The 14,899-nt window shown below is 65.1% G+C and carries 17 protein-coding genes; 7 read left to right on the top strand and 10 right to left on the bottom strand.

The features are described 5' to 3' along the window. Positions 1 to 7 precede the first annotated feature (7 nt). Positions 8 to 439 (top strand): potassium channel family protein, encoded by a 432-nt coding sequence (locus tag Q7T45_RS15625; RefSeq protein ID WP_304871843.1) that lies wholly within the window; start codon positions 8 to 10, stop codon positions 437 to 439. 43 nt (positions 440 to 482) lie between these two features. Here the strand turns inward: Q7T45_RS15625 and Q7T45_RS15620 are convergent, their stop codons facing one another. The 6 genes from Q7T45_RS15620 to fliL form a co-directional block, all read right to left on the bottom strand. Beyond that, positions 483 to 719: a hypothetical protein gene (locus tag Q7T45_RS15620; protein ID WP_304871842.1), complete on the bottom strand. Its 237-nt coding sequence runs from the start codon at positions 717 to 719 to the stop codon at positions 483 to 485. Positions 720 to 806: 87 nt separating this feature from the next. Next, on the bottom strand, positions 807 to 4,658 hold the full coding sequence (locus tag Q7T45_RS15615; protein WP_304871841.1) for a tetratricopeptide repeat protein: 3,852 nt from the start codon (positions 4,656 to 4,658) through the stop codon (positions 807 to 809). A gap of 106 nt (positions 4,659 to 4,764) precedes the next feature. Further along, positions 4,765 to 5,535, bottom strand: a complete 771-nt coding sequence (locus tag Q7T45_RS15610; protein ID WP_304871840.1) for a MotE family protein — start codon at positions 5,533 to 5,535, stop codon at positions 4,765 to 4,767. Beyond that, positions 5,532 to 5,978 carry a DUF6468 domain-containing protein gene (locus Q7T45_RS15605; protein ID WP_304871839.1) on the bottom strand — a complete coding sequence of 149 codons (447 nt, stop codon included), beginning with the start codon at positions 5,976 to 5,978 and terminating at the stop codon, positions 5,532 to 5,534. The genes Q7T45_RS15610 and Q7T45_RS15605 overlap by 4 nt, the downstream gene beginning before the upstream one ends. Beyond that, on the bottom strand, positions 5,975 to 7,177 hold the full coding sequence (gene fliM, locus Q7T45_RS15600) for a flagellar motor switch protein FliM (protein WP_304871838.1): 1,203 nt from the start codon (positions 7,175 to 7,177) through the stop codon (positions 5,975 to 5,977). The genes Q7T45_RS15605 and fliM overlap by 4 nt, the downstream gene beginning before the upstream one ends. Positions 7,178 to 7,195: 18 nt before the next feature. Next, complete coding sequence (fliL, locus tag Q7T45_RS15595) at positions 7,196 to 7,696, bottom strand: flagellar basal body-associated protein FliL (RefSeq protein WP_304871837.1); 501 nt, start codon at positions 7,694 to 7,696, stop codon at positions 7,196 to 7,198. A 366-nt stretch (positions 7,697 to 8,062) separates the two neighbouring features. Here fliL and flgF point away from each other — a divergent pair, with 366 nt between their 5' ends. Genes flgF through flgH form a run of 4 tightly spaced genes read left to right on the top strand, consistent with a single transcriptional unit; the run spans position 8,063 to position 11,486 of the window. Beyond that, entirely contained in the window at positions 8,063 to 8,827 is a 765-nt protein-coding gene (gene flgF, locus Q7T45_RS15590) for a flagellar basal-body rod protein FlgF (protein ID WP_304871836.1), read from the top strand. A gap of 15 nt (positions 8,828 to 8,842) precedes the next feature. After that, entirely contained in the window at positions 8,843 to 9,631 is a 789-nt protein-coding gene (gene flgG, locus Q7T45_RS15585; protein WP_304871835.1) for a flagellar basal-body rod protein FlgG, read from the top strand. An 11-nt stretch (positions 9,632 to 9,642) separates the two neighbouring features. Next, complete coding sequence (gene flgA / locus Q7T45_RS15580; RefSeq protein WP_304871834.1) at positions 9,643 to 10,725, top strand: flagellar basal body P-ring formation chaperone FlgA; 1,083 nt, start codon at positions 9,643 to 9,645, stop codon at positions 10,723 to 10,725. Positions 10,726 to 10,730: 5 nt separating this feature from the next. Beyond that, positions 10,731 to 11,486, top strand: a complete 756-nt coding sequence (flgH, locus tag Q7T45_RS15575) for a flagellar basal body L-ring protein FlgH (protein ID WP_304871833.1) — start codon at positions 10,731 to 10,733, stop codon at positions 11,484 to 11,486. 107 nt (positions 11,487 to 11,593) lie between these two features. Here flgH and Q7T45_RS15570 read toward each other — a convergent pair whose 3' ends face one another. Continuing rightward, complete coding sequence (locus tag Q7T45_RS15570; RefSeq protein WP_304871832.1) at positions 11,594 to 11,890, bottom strand: putative quinol monooxygenase; 297 nt, start codon at positions 11,888 to 11,890, stop codon at positions 11,594 to 11,596. A gap of 168 nt (positions 11,891 to 12,058) precedes the next feature. On the opposite strand from Q7T45_RS15570, the gene Q7T45_RS15565 reads away from it, so the two are divergent. Then, entirely contained in the window at positions 12,059 to 12,316 is a 258-nt protein-coding gene (locus Q7T45_RS15565; protein WP_304871831.1) for an antitoxin, read from the top strand. After that, a complete protein-coding gene (locus tag Q7T45_RS15560; RefSeq protein ID WP_304871830.1) occupies positions 12,313 to 12,720 on the top strand; it encodes a type II toxin-antitoxin system VapC family toxin in 408 nt (135 codons plus the stop codon). The genes Q7T45_RS15565 and Q7T45_RS15560 overlap by 4 nt, the downstream gene beginning before the upstream one ends. A 36-nt stretch (positions 12,721 to 12,756) precedes the next feature. Here Q7T45_RS15560 and Q7T45_RS15555 read toward each other — a convergent pair whose 3' ends face one another. The 3 genes from Q7T45_RS15555 to Q7T45_RS15545 all read right to left on the bottom strand — a co-directional run bounded on the left by Q7T45_RS15555 (position 12,757) and on the right by Q7T45_RS15545 (position 14,511). After that, positions 12,757 to 13,011, bottom strand: coding sequence for a hypothetical protein (locus tag Q7T45_RS15555; protein WP_304871829.1), 255 nt, complete (start codon positions 13,009 to 13,011; stop codon positions 12,757 to 12,759). Positions 13,012 to 13,167: 156 nt separating this feature from the next. Continuing rightward, positions 13,168 to 13,416 (bottom strand): hypothetical protein, encoded by a 249-nt coding sequence (locus Q7T45_RS15550; RefSeq protein ID WP_304871828.1) that lies wholly within the window; start codon positions 13,414 to 13,416, stop codon positions 13,168 to 13,170. A gap of 99 nt (positions 13,417 to 13,515) precedes the next feature. Next, positions 13,516 to 14,511, bottom strand: coding sequence for a tripartite tricarboxylate transporter substrate binding protein (locus tag Q7T45_RS15545; RefSeq protein WP_304871827.1), 996 nt, complete (start codon positions 14,509 to 14,511; stop codon positions 13,516 to 13,518). Positions 14,512 to 14,899 lie beyond the last annotated feature (388 nt).

The raw sequence follows: 14,899 nt of genomic DNA, 5'->3' as shown, positions 1-14,899 counted from the left end.
GATTCATATGCTGCGCCAGCTTCTTGTGAGTATTGCCATCAGTGTTTGCAATATCGCGATCCATGCAGTCGTGATGGAAGCGGTATTGCGGGCGGCGCGCGCCGCGAGCGGGCGCGCAACGTCGCATCAATCGCTTCAACTGATCGCCGTCATGACCGCGACCGTATCGGTCTTGATGGCCGCGCATATTGCCGAGGTGATCGTCTGGTCGCTGGGTTACGCAATGGTCGACGCCGCGCCTTCCGGCACCGATCTGGTCTATTTCGCCTTTGTAAACTACACGACGCTCGGCTACGGCGACGTCACTCCACTGCAGCGCTGGCACTTGATCGGGCCGATGACCGCGATGAACGGCGTGCTGTTGTTCGGCTGGTCGACCGCCGTCATTTTTTCGATCCTGCAGAAAACCTGGCGGACAGGCCGGACCAACGGGGGATAGCGGGCAGCAGGCTACGGACGCCGGCCGCGTACCCTGCCCGCTTCTATCCCTTCACATCATACTGCTTGCTGAGGTGGTCGCCGATCTGGACCAGCATCATGACGCTTTCGGGATAGCCGGGTTTTGCAATCGTCGCATCGTCGGCTGAGGCGCGGAATTCCCAGCTGTCGCCGTCGCGCAGCACGGAGATTTCGATGCCATCCGGACCGTCGGCATGGACCTTCAACTCGGCTCGCGCCATCGCAATCAGCTCGGCTTCGGTCTTGACGGGCTTGTTCATGGCGACGGCTTGCTCCGGGGCCCTGGTTTGCCGCAGCTTGCCGGTTCGGCGCGCCGCTGTCGAGGGGACCACGGGGGCCGCGACGCTCTACCGCTTTGCTTCCATGCGCTTGAGGCCGACGATCTCCGGCAGCGAGCCGGTGTGGACCGGCTCCCCCTTCATGGTTTCCGGCGGCAGCGGCGCCCTGGCGCTGGCGTCGGGGAAGCGCATCTTCATTTCGCGCAGGAAGCCGTCGAGCGTGTCGACGCTGGCCGCCATTTTCGCGATCATGGCGAATTCGGCGCTGCTGGCGCCGGTCGACTTGCCGGCGGTCTCGAACGCGGCCCGGTCGGCTTCGCCGCTCATCAGCGGCGCATATTTCTCGCGGAAGCGCGCCAGGCCGATGGCGTCCTCGGCCAGCGCGTATCCGACCACCGCGCGGATCACGTCGCCCTTCTCCACCGGGTCGAGCGGTTTGAAGTCGCGCCAGCGGTCGGCGTAATACAGTTCGATCTGCTCGGCGGACTCGCGCCAGCGCCGCGACGCCCAGTAGATGTCGGAACGCAGCCGGATCGCCTCGCGGCCGTTGATGTTCGAGATGATATCGAGCGCGAGGTCATGGCGTCCGACGTCGCTCTGGGCGCGCGATTCCAGCAGCAGCCGCTGCGTGCGCAGTTCGCCGGAAAGATCCGCGATCCGGGTGGTGCGGAGCGCCGATATCGCGCGGTCCGGCTTGCGGCTGGTGAGGTAGACCATGGCCAGACGCGCCGCGACCTGGGCGCGCGCCGCACCCTCCAGCCGTTTGTCGACCTGATACTGCAGGAGTTCGCTGGCCTGATCGAGCAGATCGACCGCGACCAGCCGGTCCGCCAGCCGGCGGATCATCTCGTCGCCGCGCCGTCCGATCGGCGTCAATTCGCTGTATTCGTAAAACATCCCGAGCGCGTCGACCGGGCGAAGATCGTCGCCCTTCGGACTGAGATAGATCTGGGCGAACAGCGCCGCCGACGCATCCTGGCCGGCCCGCGAAATCTCCGAATTCGGCTGCAGCCTGGTGGCGGCCTTCGCCGCCGCCAGCGACTCGCCGTAGCGTCCGATATCGGTATAGATCTTCGCCATCATCTGCAGCGCCCGCACCTCGATCGCGTCGCCGCGCCACAACACCGCAAGCGTCTCCAGTTCGCGCAGGGCGTCGGTCTGGTTGGTCTCGTCGCGCCGCTGGCGCAGGATGATATCGAGCAGCTTGGCCTCGGCGGCCGCGGCGCGGTCCGAAGATTCGATCGCGACCTTGTATTCGCTCTGCGCGTCCTTGTCGTGGCCGAGCGCCTCGGCCAGCCGGCCGAACAGCACCGCCGTCGCCGCTTTCATCTCCCTGGGAACACCGACCACCTGCATGTCGCTGCCGCGCTTGGCGGCGCCGGAAAAATCCCTGACCTCGAGCGAGGCGCGCATCGCTTCCGAAATCACGATGCGCTGCAGCTCGATCGGCAGCGAGGTGATGGCGAATTCGACGTTCTTGAATTTCTCCCGCGCTTCCGCCCACTTGCCCTGGCGCGCATAGGCCAGCGCTTTCCACAGCTGCGAATCGTAATTGGTTCCGATCACGGGATTGGCGAGGTCCTTCAGCGCCTGCTCGGGACGGCCGATCAGGATGTTGGCGACCACACGCACCATCAGGGCGATCGAGTCCTCCGACCCCGGCTTGGCGTCGGCCAGCGCGAGATCGGCGGCGCCCTTGGCTTCCCAATACATCCCGCGCGACATCAGGAAGCGGGCGAGGTTGATCCGGGCCTGGGTGCGCTGAGCCGGCTCCAATGCCCCCGCCGCGGCGATCAGCTCATCCTGGCGCGCGATGAAGTTTTCCGCCTGGTTCTTCCGCCACTCGGTGACGTCGAAAATAGGTCGCACCGCCATTGTCGCGCGCTCGGAGGCGACGTCGGCCGATGACAGCGTCAGGCCGCCGGGACGGCCGATGATGACCCTGTCGGACGCGACCTCGGCGATGACGTCCTCGGAAGTGGGATGCACCGCGACGCCGTGGATCGATTCCAGCAGCGACATCTCGACAAAATCATGCTGCTTGATGAGGCCGCGAACCGGCAGCGGCGCCGTGACCACCAGCAGCGTATCGCCGGCGTCCGGATCGATGAACCGGTGCAGCAGGCCGGGCCTCGACAGCGGTACGGTGACATTGGCGAGCGCGGGATCGGTGATATTGCGGATCACCACCAGCGGCAGCTGCGGCGACTGCATCGTATCGGCGAAGGTGAGCATCCAGTGCGCGCCGCCCTTGTCGTCGCCGGTCAGCGAAGGCATTTGCGGGCGGTTGAGACGGATGCGGACCGCCTGACCGTTGTCCAGCGGCAACCGGCTGACATCCGCGATCAGCGCCCCGCCCCCCCTGCGGATCAGGTCGACATCGATCGGCTGCAGGGAATCGAACACCAGCCACACGGTATCGGCGCGGCGAAACAACGCCGCGGGCGTAGCCGCCGCAAACGCGAACGTCACGCGCAGGGCATCGCTGTCCCGCCTGGCGGTGACCGTTGCGGGGCCTGCGCCGACCGGCATCGCCTGGACGGCGGGCGGCGCCTGCATGGCTGGCGGCAACCCCTGAGGCGCCGGCGGCGCCTGAATCGCCGGCGGCGCATCAACGGCAGGCGGATTGACATTGACGGGCGGCGCGGCAACGGCCGGCGGCGCGACATTGACTGGCGGCGAGATATTGGCTGGCGGCGCCTGGGCCACCTTCGGGGCGCTGGCTTCCGGCGGCGGCGTGGCCGTGACCGGCGTTGATTTCGGCGGGGCTGCGACCACGGCGGCCGGTGCCTGCTTGGACGTTTCCTTGGGCGTTTCCTTGGGCGCCTCCTTTGCCGGCGGCGGTTCGGACGCGGGCGCGACCTTCGCCGCCTGATCGGGCTTGATCTCGATGTTGGCCTGCTGGGCGAAGGTTTCCGAGGTCAGCGGCACAATCCCCCCGAAACGCTGGAATGCTGGAGGCTCCGCAGACTTGGCGGCTGCGGCCGACGCGGCCGATGCCGGGGCCTGCGAGACATCGGCCATTGGCGAGCGCAGCGCCGGCGGCTTTTCCGACTGCTGGAAAGCGACGTCGATAATGTAATTCTTCTCCTCGCGGAAGGAGCGGACATCGACATCGCCGATCAGCACGACCTCCACCAGGGAGGCTTCGCGCTCGATCCTCTGGCCGATGGAAGCGATGTTCGACGGCAGCGCCAGCTTGGCGTCCGCGAGGTCGAAGGAGAGCGCGGCGTTGAACAACAGCGACAGTCGCTGGTCGTTCAGCACGCTGGAGACGCTGATGCCATCGGGCATTTCGAATACGAAGCGCACGAAGGTCGGCTGCACCGAGGCGCGGACCCTGATCGGCGGACGCTTCTGGGCCGCCGCGGCGGCGCGCTGCTGACGCAAGGCGCGCTCGGCGACGCGGGCACGTTCGGACAATTCGCGAACCACTTCGGCGGGAAGTGCTGGCGGCTGACCGCTCCAGCCCTCGGGCAGCAGGTCGACGAATATCCGCTCGCCCGCCGTCATGGTGTTGACCGTCACCTTGCGCGACAGCGACAGCCGGACCGCCGTACCGTCGGGGTCGCGCCGCACCGATCCGACATAATCGGGCACCGCGTCGGAGAGTTTTAGAACCGGAACGTCAACCGGACGCTTGAATTGGATTACAAGGATGTTGCCGGCAGTCGACACTTGGGATTCGACATCCTCGGCGAGCTTGATAACCAGCCGGGCGTAACCGCCCGAAGCCGAAAACGTCGCCTCGCCCCTGACCGGCGGCTCGGTCTGGCTGAAGGCACTGGATGTCAGGCCGATCAGGACCAGCCCGGCCGCAAGCGATGACCAGCCGCCAACGATTCCCGCACGGCAAAGCCGCGCCGTCCGCGCGCAAGCGCGGCCTCGCGACCAGAATCCAGTGGCAGCTATCAACGCCATTCCAACCGGGTCTTTCAGCTCGTTCGATCTGTTCGGTGGCGGGACGTCCTCGCCCCGCGGCTCGAATCCTAGAATCGGCGCATTAAGGGGCTGTTAATTATCCGTGTTAATTGGACTTTTGCGGCAGCACCTTGCCCTCGATTTTGGGGAGATCGGCGACTGCGGCGGATTTGTCTGTGCCGGCGCGGCGGGCCATTTCGACCGTCAGCCGCTCGGCCGATTCCGGCGCCATCAGACCGAGGATGTCGGACATCTTGCGCGGGGCGATCTGCGAGGCGATCTCGAACAGCACGGACATCTCGAGCCGGTCGAACACCTTGGCGGCGTCCTTCGGCTTCATGCCCTCATACATGGTGATGATGCCCTTGAAGCGGGCGGCGTCGATCTCGCTCTTTGCCCCGGTCGCCGTCGAGATCCTGCTTTCGACGGCCTTCATCTCCTCGACCTTGGATTCGATGCGCTTTTCGGCTGACTTCAGCAGGCTTTCGCGGATGTCGATTTCGCGGGCCCGCGCCTCCAGCTCCTGCCGCCGCGATTGCAGCCGTTCCAGGATCGCGCGCTCCGACGCCGACACCGGCGCCGTCTGCTCGGGATAGACCACGACGCCGTCGGGCTTTGGCGGTTCCGTGGCCGGTGCCGCCGGCTTCGGCGCTTCTTCCTTCTTGGCCGCCACCGTGCCCGTGATGTCGGCGGGATCGCCCTTGCCGGCCGACGGGAAGTTGAAGGTGTCCTGCGCCCATGACTTCTTCGCGGGTTTCGACTGATAGTCGAACACATAGCCGCCATCGATCACCAGGCCCGCGACCTTGAGCACGGCAAGGCCGAGGATCGCGATCAGGACGACCGGAATGACGCGAATGTCACGGAAGGATTTCATGCCGCCAGGCCATCAGACCTTCTGCGCTCGGAGAACGCTTGTGCCGCCGCGGCAACCGCCTTGGCCGACGATGCCCTGGGAGCCGCCACCGGCGCGGCCTCCGGTTCGGACAGCGGCCGCGCGGCGATCGCGATCCGGGACAGCCGCCGGATCACATTGTCGCCTTCGGCGAGCTGCTTCTTCAACTGCTGCGACATCTGCGCCGCCGAGGTCAGCTGGTTGCCGAGATTCTCGTTGACGTCGCGCACGGTGTGCTTGAGGCCGCCGATCGCGCGCTCGGCGATTTCGGTCGCCGTGATCAGTTCCCCGATCGTCGCCTTCAGCGAATGCTCGTCCGCCTTCAGCCGCTTCAGCCGCGTGTTGAGCAGCATGCAATAGCCGATGGTGAGCAGCAGCAGGACCGCCACCAGGCTCTCGATCACAATTCCGAATGAATGACTCATTGGGCCTCCATCAACTTGGTTTGCTCATCGGCCTTCTCGAACATCGCGAAGGTGGTATTGGGCTTGCGCAACTGCTTGGTGACGCGGATGGCGACGCGGTCGCCGACCCGCCCCATCCGTCCCTCGGTCAACAGCACGTTGCCGCAGCGCACCGCGACCAGCGCGTCGGCGCGCATGTCGAGCGGCAGGGTGTCGCCGACCTTCAGCATCATGAGCTGCTTCAGCGGGATCTCGGCCTCGTACAGCACGGCATCGACGGAGATTTCCGCCTGCCCCACTTCGGTGGCGAAATGGCCTTCCCAGATCGGATCACGGCCGAACTTTTCGCCCATGAACATCTGCAGCAGCACGGGACGGATCGGCTCGATGGTGGCGTAGGGCAGCAGCAGTTCGATATTGCCGCCGCGGTCTTCCATGTCGATGCGCAGGCGCACCAGGATGGCGGCGTTGGCGGGCCTGGAGATGGCGGCGAAGCGCGGATTGGTTTCCAGCCGGTCGATCGAGAAGGTCACCGGCGACAGCGGCCGGAACGCCTGCTCGGCATCGGACAGCACGACTTCAACCAGCCGCTTGACGAGGTTTGTCTCGATCGAGGTGTAGGGACGGCCTTCGATGCGCAGCGAGGTCTGACCGCGGCGGCCGCCCAAGAGCACGTCGACCATCGAATAGATCAGGCTGGAATCCACCGTGGCGAGGCCGAAGTTTTCCCATTCCTCGGCCTTGAACACGCTGAGCACGGCGGGCAGCGGAATCGAATTCATGTAGTCGCCGAACCGCACCGAGGTGATGCGGTCGAGCGAGACTTCGACGTTGTCGGAGGTGAAATTGCGCAAGCTCGTCGTCATCAGCCGCACCAGGCGGTCGAACACGATTTCGAGCATCGGCAGACGCTCGTAGGACACCATCGCGGAATCGATGATGGCGCGAATGCCGGAATTGTCGTCGAGATTGACTTCGCCGACGGTGAAACCGAGCAGGTTGTCGATTTCCTCCTGCGACAGGACCCGCTCGCCGCCGTTCTTGCCGCCGCCGAAGTCGCGGCTGCCGTCCTCGACCATGGCGGCCCATTGCAGCGCCATGGTGCCGGAAATTTCGTTGGCGGCGGCGGCCGCCGCTGCTTCCGCCGGATCCTCGGAATCCAGCGACGCTTCCCATTGGGCGGCGATGGCGTCCTGGTCGTCTAAGGGATTGCCGGCCATGATCCTAGATCCGTCTCGTCACTGAACGACGATTTCCTTGAACAGCACGGCTGTGACCGCGTTCGGCGCGACCGCCAAATTGACCCGCCGGGTCAATTCTTCCTTGAGGCGAAACAGGCCGGCGGAACCGTTGAGATCGATCGGCCGCAGTTCGCGCAGATAGGTCTGGAACAGATCGGTGACACGCGGCAGCGTCGGCTTGATCGCCTCGACCTGCTTGTCTTCCTTGAGCTCGAGCACGACCTTGACCTTGAGATACTGCACGCGCTCGCCGGGCGCCCCGGTCATGTTGACCAGCATCTCCGGCACATCCATGAAGACCGGCGGTTTCGCCGCCGCCACTTCGGCTTGCTTGACTTCGCTGCTGTGGCCGCCCCGGAAGAACAGGAACCAGGTCGCCGCGCCGCCGCCGAGGATGACGAACACGCCCGCGACCGCGATCATCAGCTTCAGCTTGCCCTTCGGCGCCGCAACTGCTTCGGCGCCATCCGCCGCATCTGCCTGTTCGCTGTCTGCCATCGCCCGCCCGCCACGTTGAGGAGAGACCAACCCGGTGCCGCGAGGCAGGCTTTGAAGCGAACCAAATGCCCCCGGCGCACACGCGCTCTCTTGATGGTGACGCTAAGGTAATAATGGTTAACGGAACCTTTCCGCAGGGCCCCGACTAGGAAAAAACTGCCGGGCCAACATGGTCAACGGACCCTTATTGCCGCCCCGGCGCACCCCCGCCAAACATCTAACCCATTGCGATATCTGGATTTCCCCAACTGGCACAGCTTTCGCTAAGTGGATGGCGAACCGAGGCTTGGGAGAGCTGGTGGTTCGCACGATCCGCAACCGGGCTTGGGAGAGCTTTGATGCGGATCCATTGAGGGGAGACATACGATGGGGAACCACCTTCTCGTCGGACTTTCACGGCAGGTGACGCTGGAACGGCAGATGGATGTCGTCGCCAACAATGTCGCCAACATCAATACCAACGGCTTCAAGGCCGACCGCTCGCTGTTCGAGGAATTCCTCACCTCCGGCGCGCATGAAGACAATTTCGTCGGCCGCGACCGCCGCATCAGCTTCGTGCAGGACCGCGGCACCTTCAAGGATTTCACGCAAGGCGCGTCCGAGCTGACCAAGAATCCGCTCGACGTCGCGATCGACGGCGCAGGCTTCCTGGTGGTGCAGACGCCGGCCGGCGAGCGCTACACCCGCGACGGCGGCCTGAAAATCAACAACCAGGGCCAGCTCGTCAATTCCTCCGGCTATCCGGTGCTCGGCGGCTCCGGCCCGATCGTGCTGCAGCCCACCGACAAGGAACTCACCATCGCCGCCGACGGTAACGTCACCGTGCTCGAAGGCACCAACCGGGTCGACTCGGTGCGCGGCAAGCTGCGGGTCGTCCGTTTCGCCGACGCGCAGAAGCTGGTGAAGGAAGGCTCCAACCTTTACTCCGCCGGCGCCGGCATCGGGCCGCAGCCCGACACCGTCTCGCGGGTGAATCAGGGTTTCATCGAAAAATCGAACGTCAACTCCGTGGCGGAGATGAGCCGCATGATCGAGGTGACGCGCGCCTACACGTCGATCTCGGCGATGCTGCAGCAGCAGGGCGACCTGCGCAAGACAGCCATCGAGAAACTCGCCGACGTTCCGGCATAAGAGAGGATTGATTCCATGCGCGCTATGTACACCGCAGCGACCGGAATGATGGCACAGGAACTCAACGTTCAGGTGATCTCCAACAACATCGCCAACATGCGCACCACCGGCTACAAGAAGCAGCGCGCCGCGTTCCAGGACCTGATCTATGACCACGTCCGCCGGGTCGGCGCGCAGGCTTCCGACCAGGGCACCATTTTGCCCGTCGGCGTCGACATCGGCGGCGGCGTCAAGACCGTCGGCACGCCGCGGCTGATGGGCCAGGGCACGCTGGCGCCGACCGGCAACGAACTCGACGTCGCGGTCCGCGGCGAGGGCTTCTTCAAGATCCAGGTTCCCGACGGCACCTACGCCTACACCCGCGACGGCTCGTTCCAGATGGATGCGCAGGGCCGCATCGTCACCTCGCAGGGCAATCCGGTGCAGCCGACCATCACCGTGCCGCAGAACTCGTCCGGCCTCACCATCAACCCGCAGGGCCAGGTCTCGGTGGTGCTGCCGGGATCGACCACGCCGGTCACGGTCGGCCAGATCGGCCTGACCCGCTTCATCAACAAGGCCGGCCTGAAGCCGATCGGCGACAACCTGTTCACCGACACCCCCGCCTCCGGCACGCCGCAGGACGGCATCGCCAATGCCGACGGCTTTGGCGACATTCAGCAGTCCAACCTCGAACAGGCCAACGTCGAAGTGGTCACCGAAATTTCCGACCTGATCTCGGCACAGCGCGCCTACGAGATGAACGCCAAGGTGGTCAGCGCCGCCGACCAGATGATGCAGTCCACCGCCAACATGTTCCGCTGAGGGAGATGATGATGACCTTTCGCTCGCTCTCACTCGCCTTCGCCCTGCTCGCGGCCACCGCCGCGACCGTATCGGCGCAGACCCGCGACGACATGATCGCGGCGCCGGCGCTGCGCGCCCACGTCACGGTGTCGGGCGATCTGGTGCGGATCGGCGACGTCATCGACAATGCCGGCTCGGCGGCACAGATCGCGATCTATCGCGCGCCGGATCTCGGCACCACCGGCACGATGCCGGTGGACCGGGTGCTGACCGCGTTGCGCGCGCATCAGGTGATCGGCGTCGTGACCCGCAATCTCCAGGAAATTTCGATCACGCGGCTGGCCCGCACGCTTGAGAGCAAGGACATCGAGGCTTCGATCGCCCGCGCGCTGCAGCACAAGAACGGCCTCGGCGATGCCGCCAACCTCAGCCTCACCTTCGACCGCGACGTGCAGGACCTGCGGCTCGAAGCCTCCAACACCGGCGCCATGCAGGCGGTCGCGACCCGGTTCGACCCCCGCAGCAACCGCTATGACGTGACCTTCGAAATCGCCAATGAAAGCACGGCTGCGCCGACAAAACTGCGCTTCACCGGCACCGCGATCGAGACCGTCGAAGCCGCCATCCTGGCGCGCGGTGTCGAGCGCAACGAGGTGATCAAATCCTCCGACGTGGTGGTCGAGCGCCGCCCCAAGGCCGAAGTCGGCAACGACCTCGCCGCCCGCGACCGCGCGGTCGGCATGCAGGCCCGCAGGCAGCTGCGCGTCGGCCAGGCGTTGAAGACCGCCGATCTCGCCAGGCCCGATCTGGTGCAGAAGGACCAGGCCGTCGTCCTGATCTACCAGGCGGCCGGACTCCATCTCACCATTCGCGGCAAGGCGCTGGAGGGCGGCACCGAAGGCGACGTCGTCAGCGTGATGAACCTGCAGTCCAAGCGCACCGTGACCGGCGTCGTCATCGGCCGCGGCCAGGTTTCGATCACGGGACCGGCACAACAGCCGCCACGCGCGCCGGAAGTTTCCGACGCCACTTCATCGATTCAGTCGAGCCAGGCCGCAACGCTGGTTGCGATCGCCAACGCCGCTTCAACCGTGTCTCCAAAAGCCGAGTAATGGTAATGTACGCTTCCCGTATCCCCCGCCTGATCCTGACCGGCGCGTTGCTGATGACCGCAGCGCTTGCCAGCGGCTGTTCCTCGTTCGACCGGCTGTCGCAGATCGGCGAAAAGCCGAAACTGTCGGCGATCGAGAACCCGACGGCACAGCCTGGCTACAAGCCGGTGCAGATGCCGATGCCGAAGCCGGAGACCGCCTCCTACAACGCCAACTCGTTGTGGCGCAACGGCAGCCGCGCCTTTTTCAAGGATCAGCGCGCGGCCCGGATCGGCGACATTCTCACCATCACCGTGAATTTCACCGACAAGGCCAACATGGCCAATGAAAGCCAGCGCAGCCGCACCTCCAAGGAGGATTCCGGCATCACCGATTTCGCCGGCTCCAAGCTGCTGACCGGCGACGCCGCCAAGGTGATGCCCGGCAAGATCCTGGTCACCGAATCCGCCGGCTCCTATGACGGCAAGGGCTCGGTGGTGCGGCAGGAGAATTTGCAGACCAGCGTCGCCGCCGTGGTCACGCAATTGCTGCCGAACGGCAACCTGGTGGTCGAGGGCAAGCAGGAGATCCGCGTCAATTTCGAAATCCGCGAACTGATCGTCGCCGGCATCGTCCGTCCGGAGGACATCCAGAGCGACAACACCATCGATTCAAGCAAGATCGCGCAGGCCCGCATCGCCTATGGCGGCCGCGGCCAGATCACCGACGTCCAGCAGCCGCGCTACGGCCAGCAGGTCACGGACATCCTGCTGCCGTTCTAGTCTTCAAGAGCTCCCACACCTCGTTGCGAACCTAGGCGCGATGATGTGTTCCAACGCGGCCCCTGCCAGCTCCCCTGGCAGGGGCCGTGGTTGTTTGGGGGACCGAGCTACCTCGCAATCGCCACCGCGCTGTAGATCTGCGTCCCCGTGGTCTCCACGATCCGCCCCTTCAGCGCCCTCACGAACTCGCGCGATCCCTCGACCGCGAAGTGGGTGCGCAAGGCGGCTTCATCTGCCCATTGCTCGAAGAAAAAAAGCCGAAGCGGATTCTGGCAGTCGACATGCACCGCATGCGAGATGCAGCCCGGCTCCTTGCGGGAGCGCTCGACATGCTCGAGACAGAGGCGGCGGACATCGGCGAAAGTGTCCTCCCGTGCCAGAATGCTGCCGGTGACCAGAATCATTTCGATACCCCCGATGGTGCGCGCGTCCACTGTGTTGCGCGCGGCAATTTGCCGGGCGTGGCCGCATCGTCAAGGCAAGGGCGCTGTTCGGAGCCGGCGCTGCCGGATTGACCGGCGGGCTGATTGCATGATATATATCATTGGTATCTATCATTAAGGATGCGGATCATGAGCGCAACCGCCAAGCTTTTCATGCACGGCCGCAGCCAGGCCGTGCGCCTGCCCAAGGAATTCCGCTTCGAGGGCACCGAGGTGCGGGTCAGCAAGGTCGGCGACAAGGTGATCCTAGAGCCGGCAGAGAAGAAGCCCTTCGATGCCGCGGCCTGGCGCGCGAAACTCGAAGAATACCGGGATATTCCGTTCATGGAGGACGGTCGCGATCAAGGCACCATCCTCGACGATGATGACGCCGCAGCCCTGGAATGATCTGTATCGACACCAATGTCGCGATCGCAGCACTCAATGGCCGGCCCGCGCAAGTGATCGACCGCCTCGCCGAGGCGCTGACACGCGGCGCCGTTGCCCTGCCCGCGCCGGCGCTGCATGAATTGTGGTACGGCGCGGCGAAAAGCACCCGCATTGCCGAAAACGTTGACCGCATCGAGCGCTTTCTGAACGCGGAGATCGTCGTCCTGCCTTTCGACGCGGAAGATGCGCGCGAGGCCGGGTTCATCCGCGCGCATCTGAAATCGCTCGGCATTCCGATCGGCAATTATGATCTTCTGATCGCCGCACAGGCGCTGCGCAGAGGACTGACGCTTGTCACCGCCAATGTCGGCGAATTCGAGCGTGTGACGGGACTGATCGTGGTGAATTGGACGCCTGGATGAACGTCGGAGCGCAATGCGTGCTCACACGCATTCGTCTCAATACGACCTGCGGCCCGCCGGCACAGCCTTCGCCTTGCGCGGACCGGCGGCTTCGATCTCCCGCAACACCTTGCGCAGGCCGCGCGCCGAGGTCAAAGCGCGCTTGATATTTTTGTCGAGGGAGGTTTCCTCGAAGAACAACACCACCTCGCAACAGGGACACTGCCTGGAATAGCCGGCCTGGACCCGGCGCGCCCGGTCCCTGAACACATTCCTGCATCGGGTGCAGCAGACCTGAACTGAATCGTCCATTGATGGGGATCATCCGGGAAAATCGATATCGCGACGCGCGCAAACGCCGCGTCGCAGTTAAGGCCGATAGTCCTGAAATTTATCGAAACAATGCGCGCCGGATGCCGTCGCGATGGGTTCCCGGTTAAGAAACCGTTGCGGGCGCACGCTGCCGTTCTACCGCCGCCGGGCCACGGCCACACCGAGCAGGAACGCCACCAGCAGCGAGCCGAGCGGCGCTTCGCGGGCGATGTTGGCGAGGATGCTGAGCGGCATTCCGGGTTTGCGGCCGGACTCGATGGCGTCGGAGACCCGGTGGGCCGCGCCCTTCACCGCGTCGGAAACTTCCGCGATGGTGGATTTCGGCTCCGGCACGGGGTCCAGGCCATCATAGACGTAGGGCGGCTGTGAGGTCTGGTCATTCATGGCTTGATATCTCCGTCTTACCCGCAGGCAATCGATCAGACGGAAATTGGTTCCGCGCGCCGGCTTGCGCCGCAACGCTTTCAGCCCGGCTGAACACTTTCAGCCCGGCTTGATCCCGGCCGCCTTCATGATCGGCAGCAGCCGCGCCTCTTCGCTGGCACGAAAGGCCTTCATCTCGGCCGGCGAGGTCGGCATCGGCGACGCCCCGAGGTCGGCGTAGCGCGCTTTCAACCCGGGGTCGGCCAGCGCCTTGTTGGTCAGCGCATTGATCTGCGCCACCAGCTCGGGCTTCATGTCGGGCGGTCCGACCATGGCGGTCCATGAGGTCATCTCATATCCCGGCAGCACTTCGGCCATCGCCGGCACATCCGGCAGATCGGCGATGCGCGCCCGCGAGGTGACGGCGACCGGCCTGATCTGTCCGCCGCGCACGCTCGGCAGCGAGCCCGGCAGATTGTCGAACAACAGATCGACTCGGCCACCCAGGAGATCGGTCAGCGCCGGTCCTGCCCCCTTGTAGGGAATGTGGTTCACCTGCACCCCGGCCATGCTGTTCATCATCTCGCCGGACAGATGCAGCGTGGTGCCGAAGCCCGCCGAGGCGTAGGTGTATTTGCCAGGCTCCTTCCTGAAGGTCGCCAGCAAATCCTTCAGGTCCGTGAATGCCAGATCCTTCCTGGCGCAGAGGATATTCGGCAGCTGCCACATGCCGCCGATAAACGTAAAACCGTCGCGCGGGTCATAGGGCAATTTGGCGTAGGTCCCGATCGCCAGCACGTTGGTGGCGATGCCGCCAAGGCCGAGCGTGTAGCCGTCCGGCGGCGATTTCGCCACCGCATCGCCGCCCAGCACGCCGCCGGCCCCTCCCCGGTTCTCGACCACGAAGGACTGTCCGGAAAGCTCGCTCATCTTCTGGCAGAGAATGCGCGACAGCGTATCGGTGGCGCCGCCGGCCGGAAAGCCGTTGACGTAGCGCACCGTCCTTGTCGGCCAGGCCTCCTGCGCGAACGCGATGTCGGGCAATAGCGGCGCGGCGATCGATCCGCCGAGCAAGGCCAGCAATTGGCGGCGGTTCACAGGCGTGGGCGACGGCATCACCTTCCCTCCATGATCAGCGTTTTTGCTTGATTGGCCGGCAACCCCCATTGTTGCGACAGGCCAAGCGTAGTCCGCCGTTCACCGGCAGGAAAGAGGCGAGTTGCAGGATGGATGGAATCGTGTCCCGGACGCAGTGCAGCGTGAAACGCTGCTCCGCAGAGCCGGGACCCACGATCTATTGCGACACCGATGGACCCCGGATCAGCAGCGCACCACGCGCAAGAGGCGCGTGCTGCGCAGCATCCGGGGAACGCATCTTCAAGCGGGCGTAGCCCGGATGGAGGCAACGGTCGGCGCAACGCGCCGCCCGTTGGCACAATCCGGGGCAGTGCGTCGGCGGCCGGCGGTTTCCCGGATTACGCCTCCGGCCCGCGCATCCGCGCGA

The sequence above is a fragment of the Bradyrhizobium sp. genome (assembly GCF_030646015.1).
Taxonomy (GTDB): domain Bacteria; phylum Pseudomonadota; class Alphaproteobacteria; order Rhizobiales; family Xanthobacteraceae; genus Bradyrhizobium.
The sequence above is the reverse complement of the archived record's forward strand: the minus strand, read 5'-3'. Positions and strand labels throughout refer to the sequence as shown.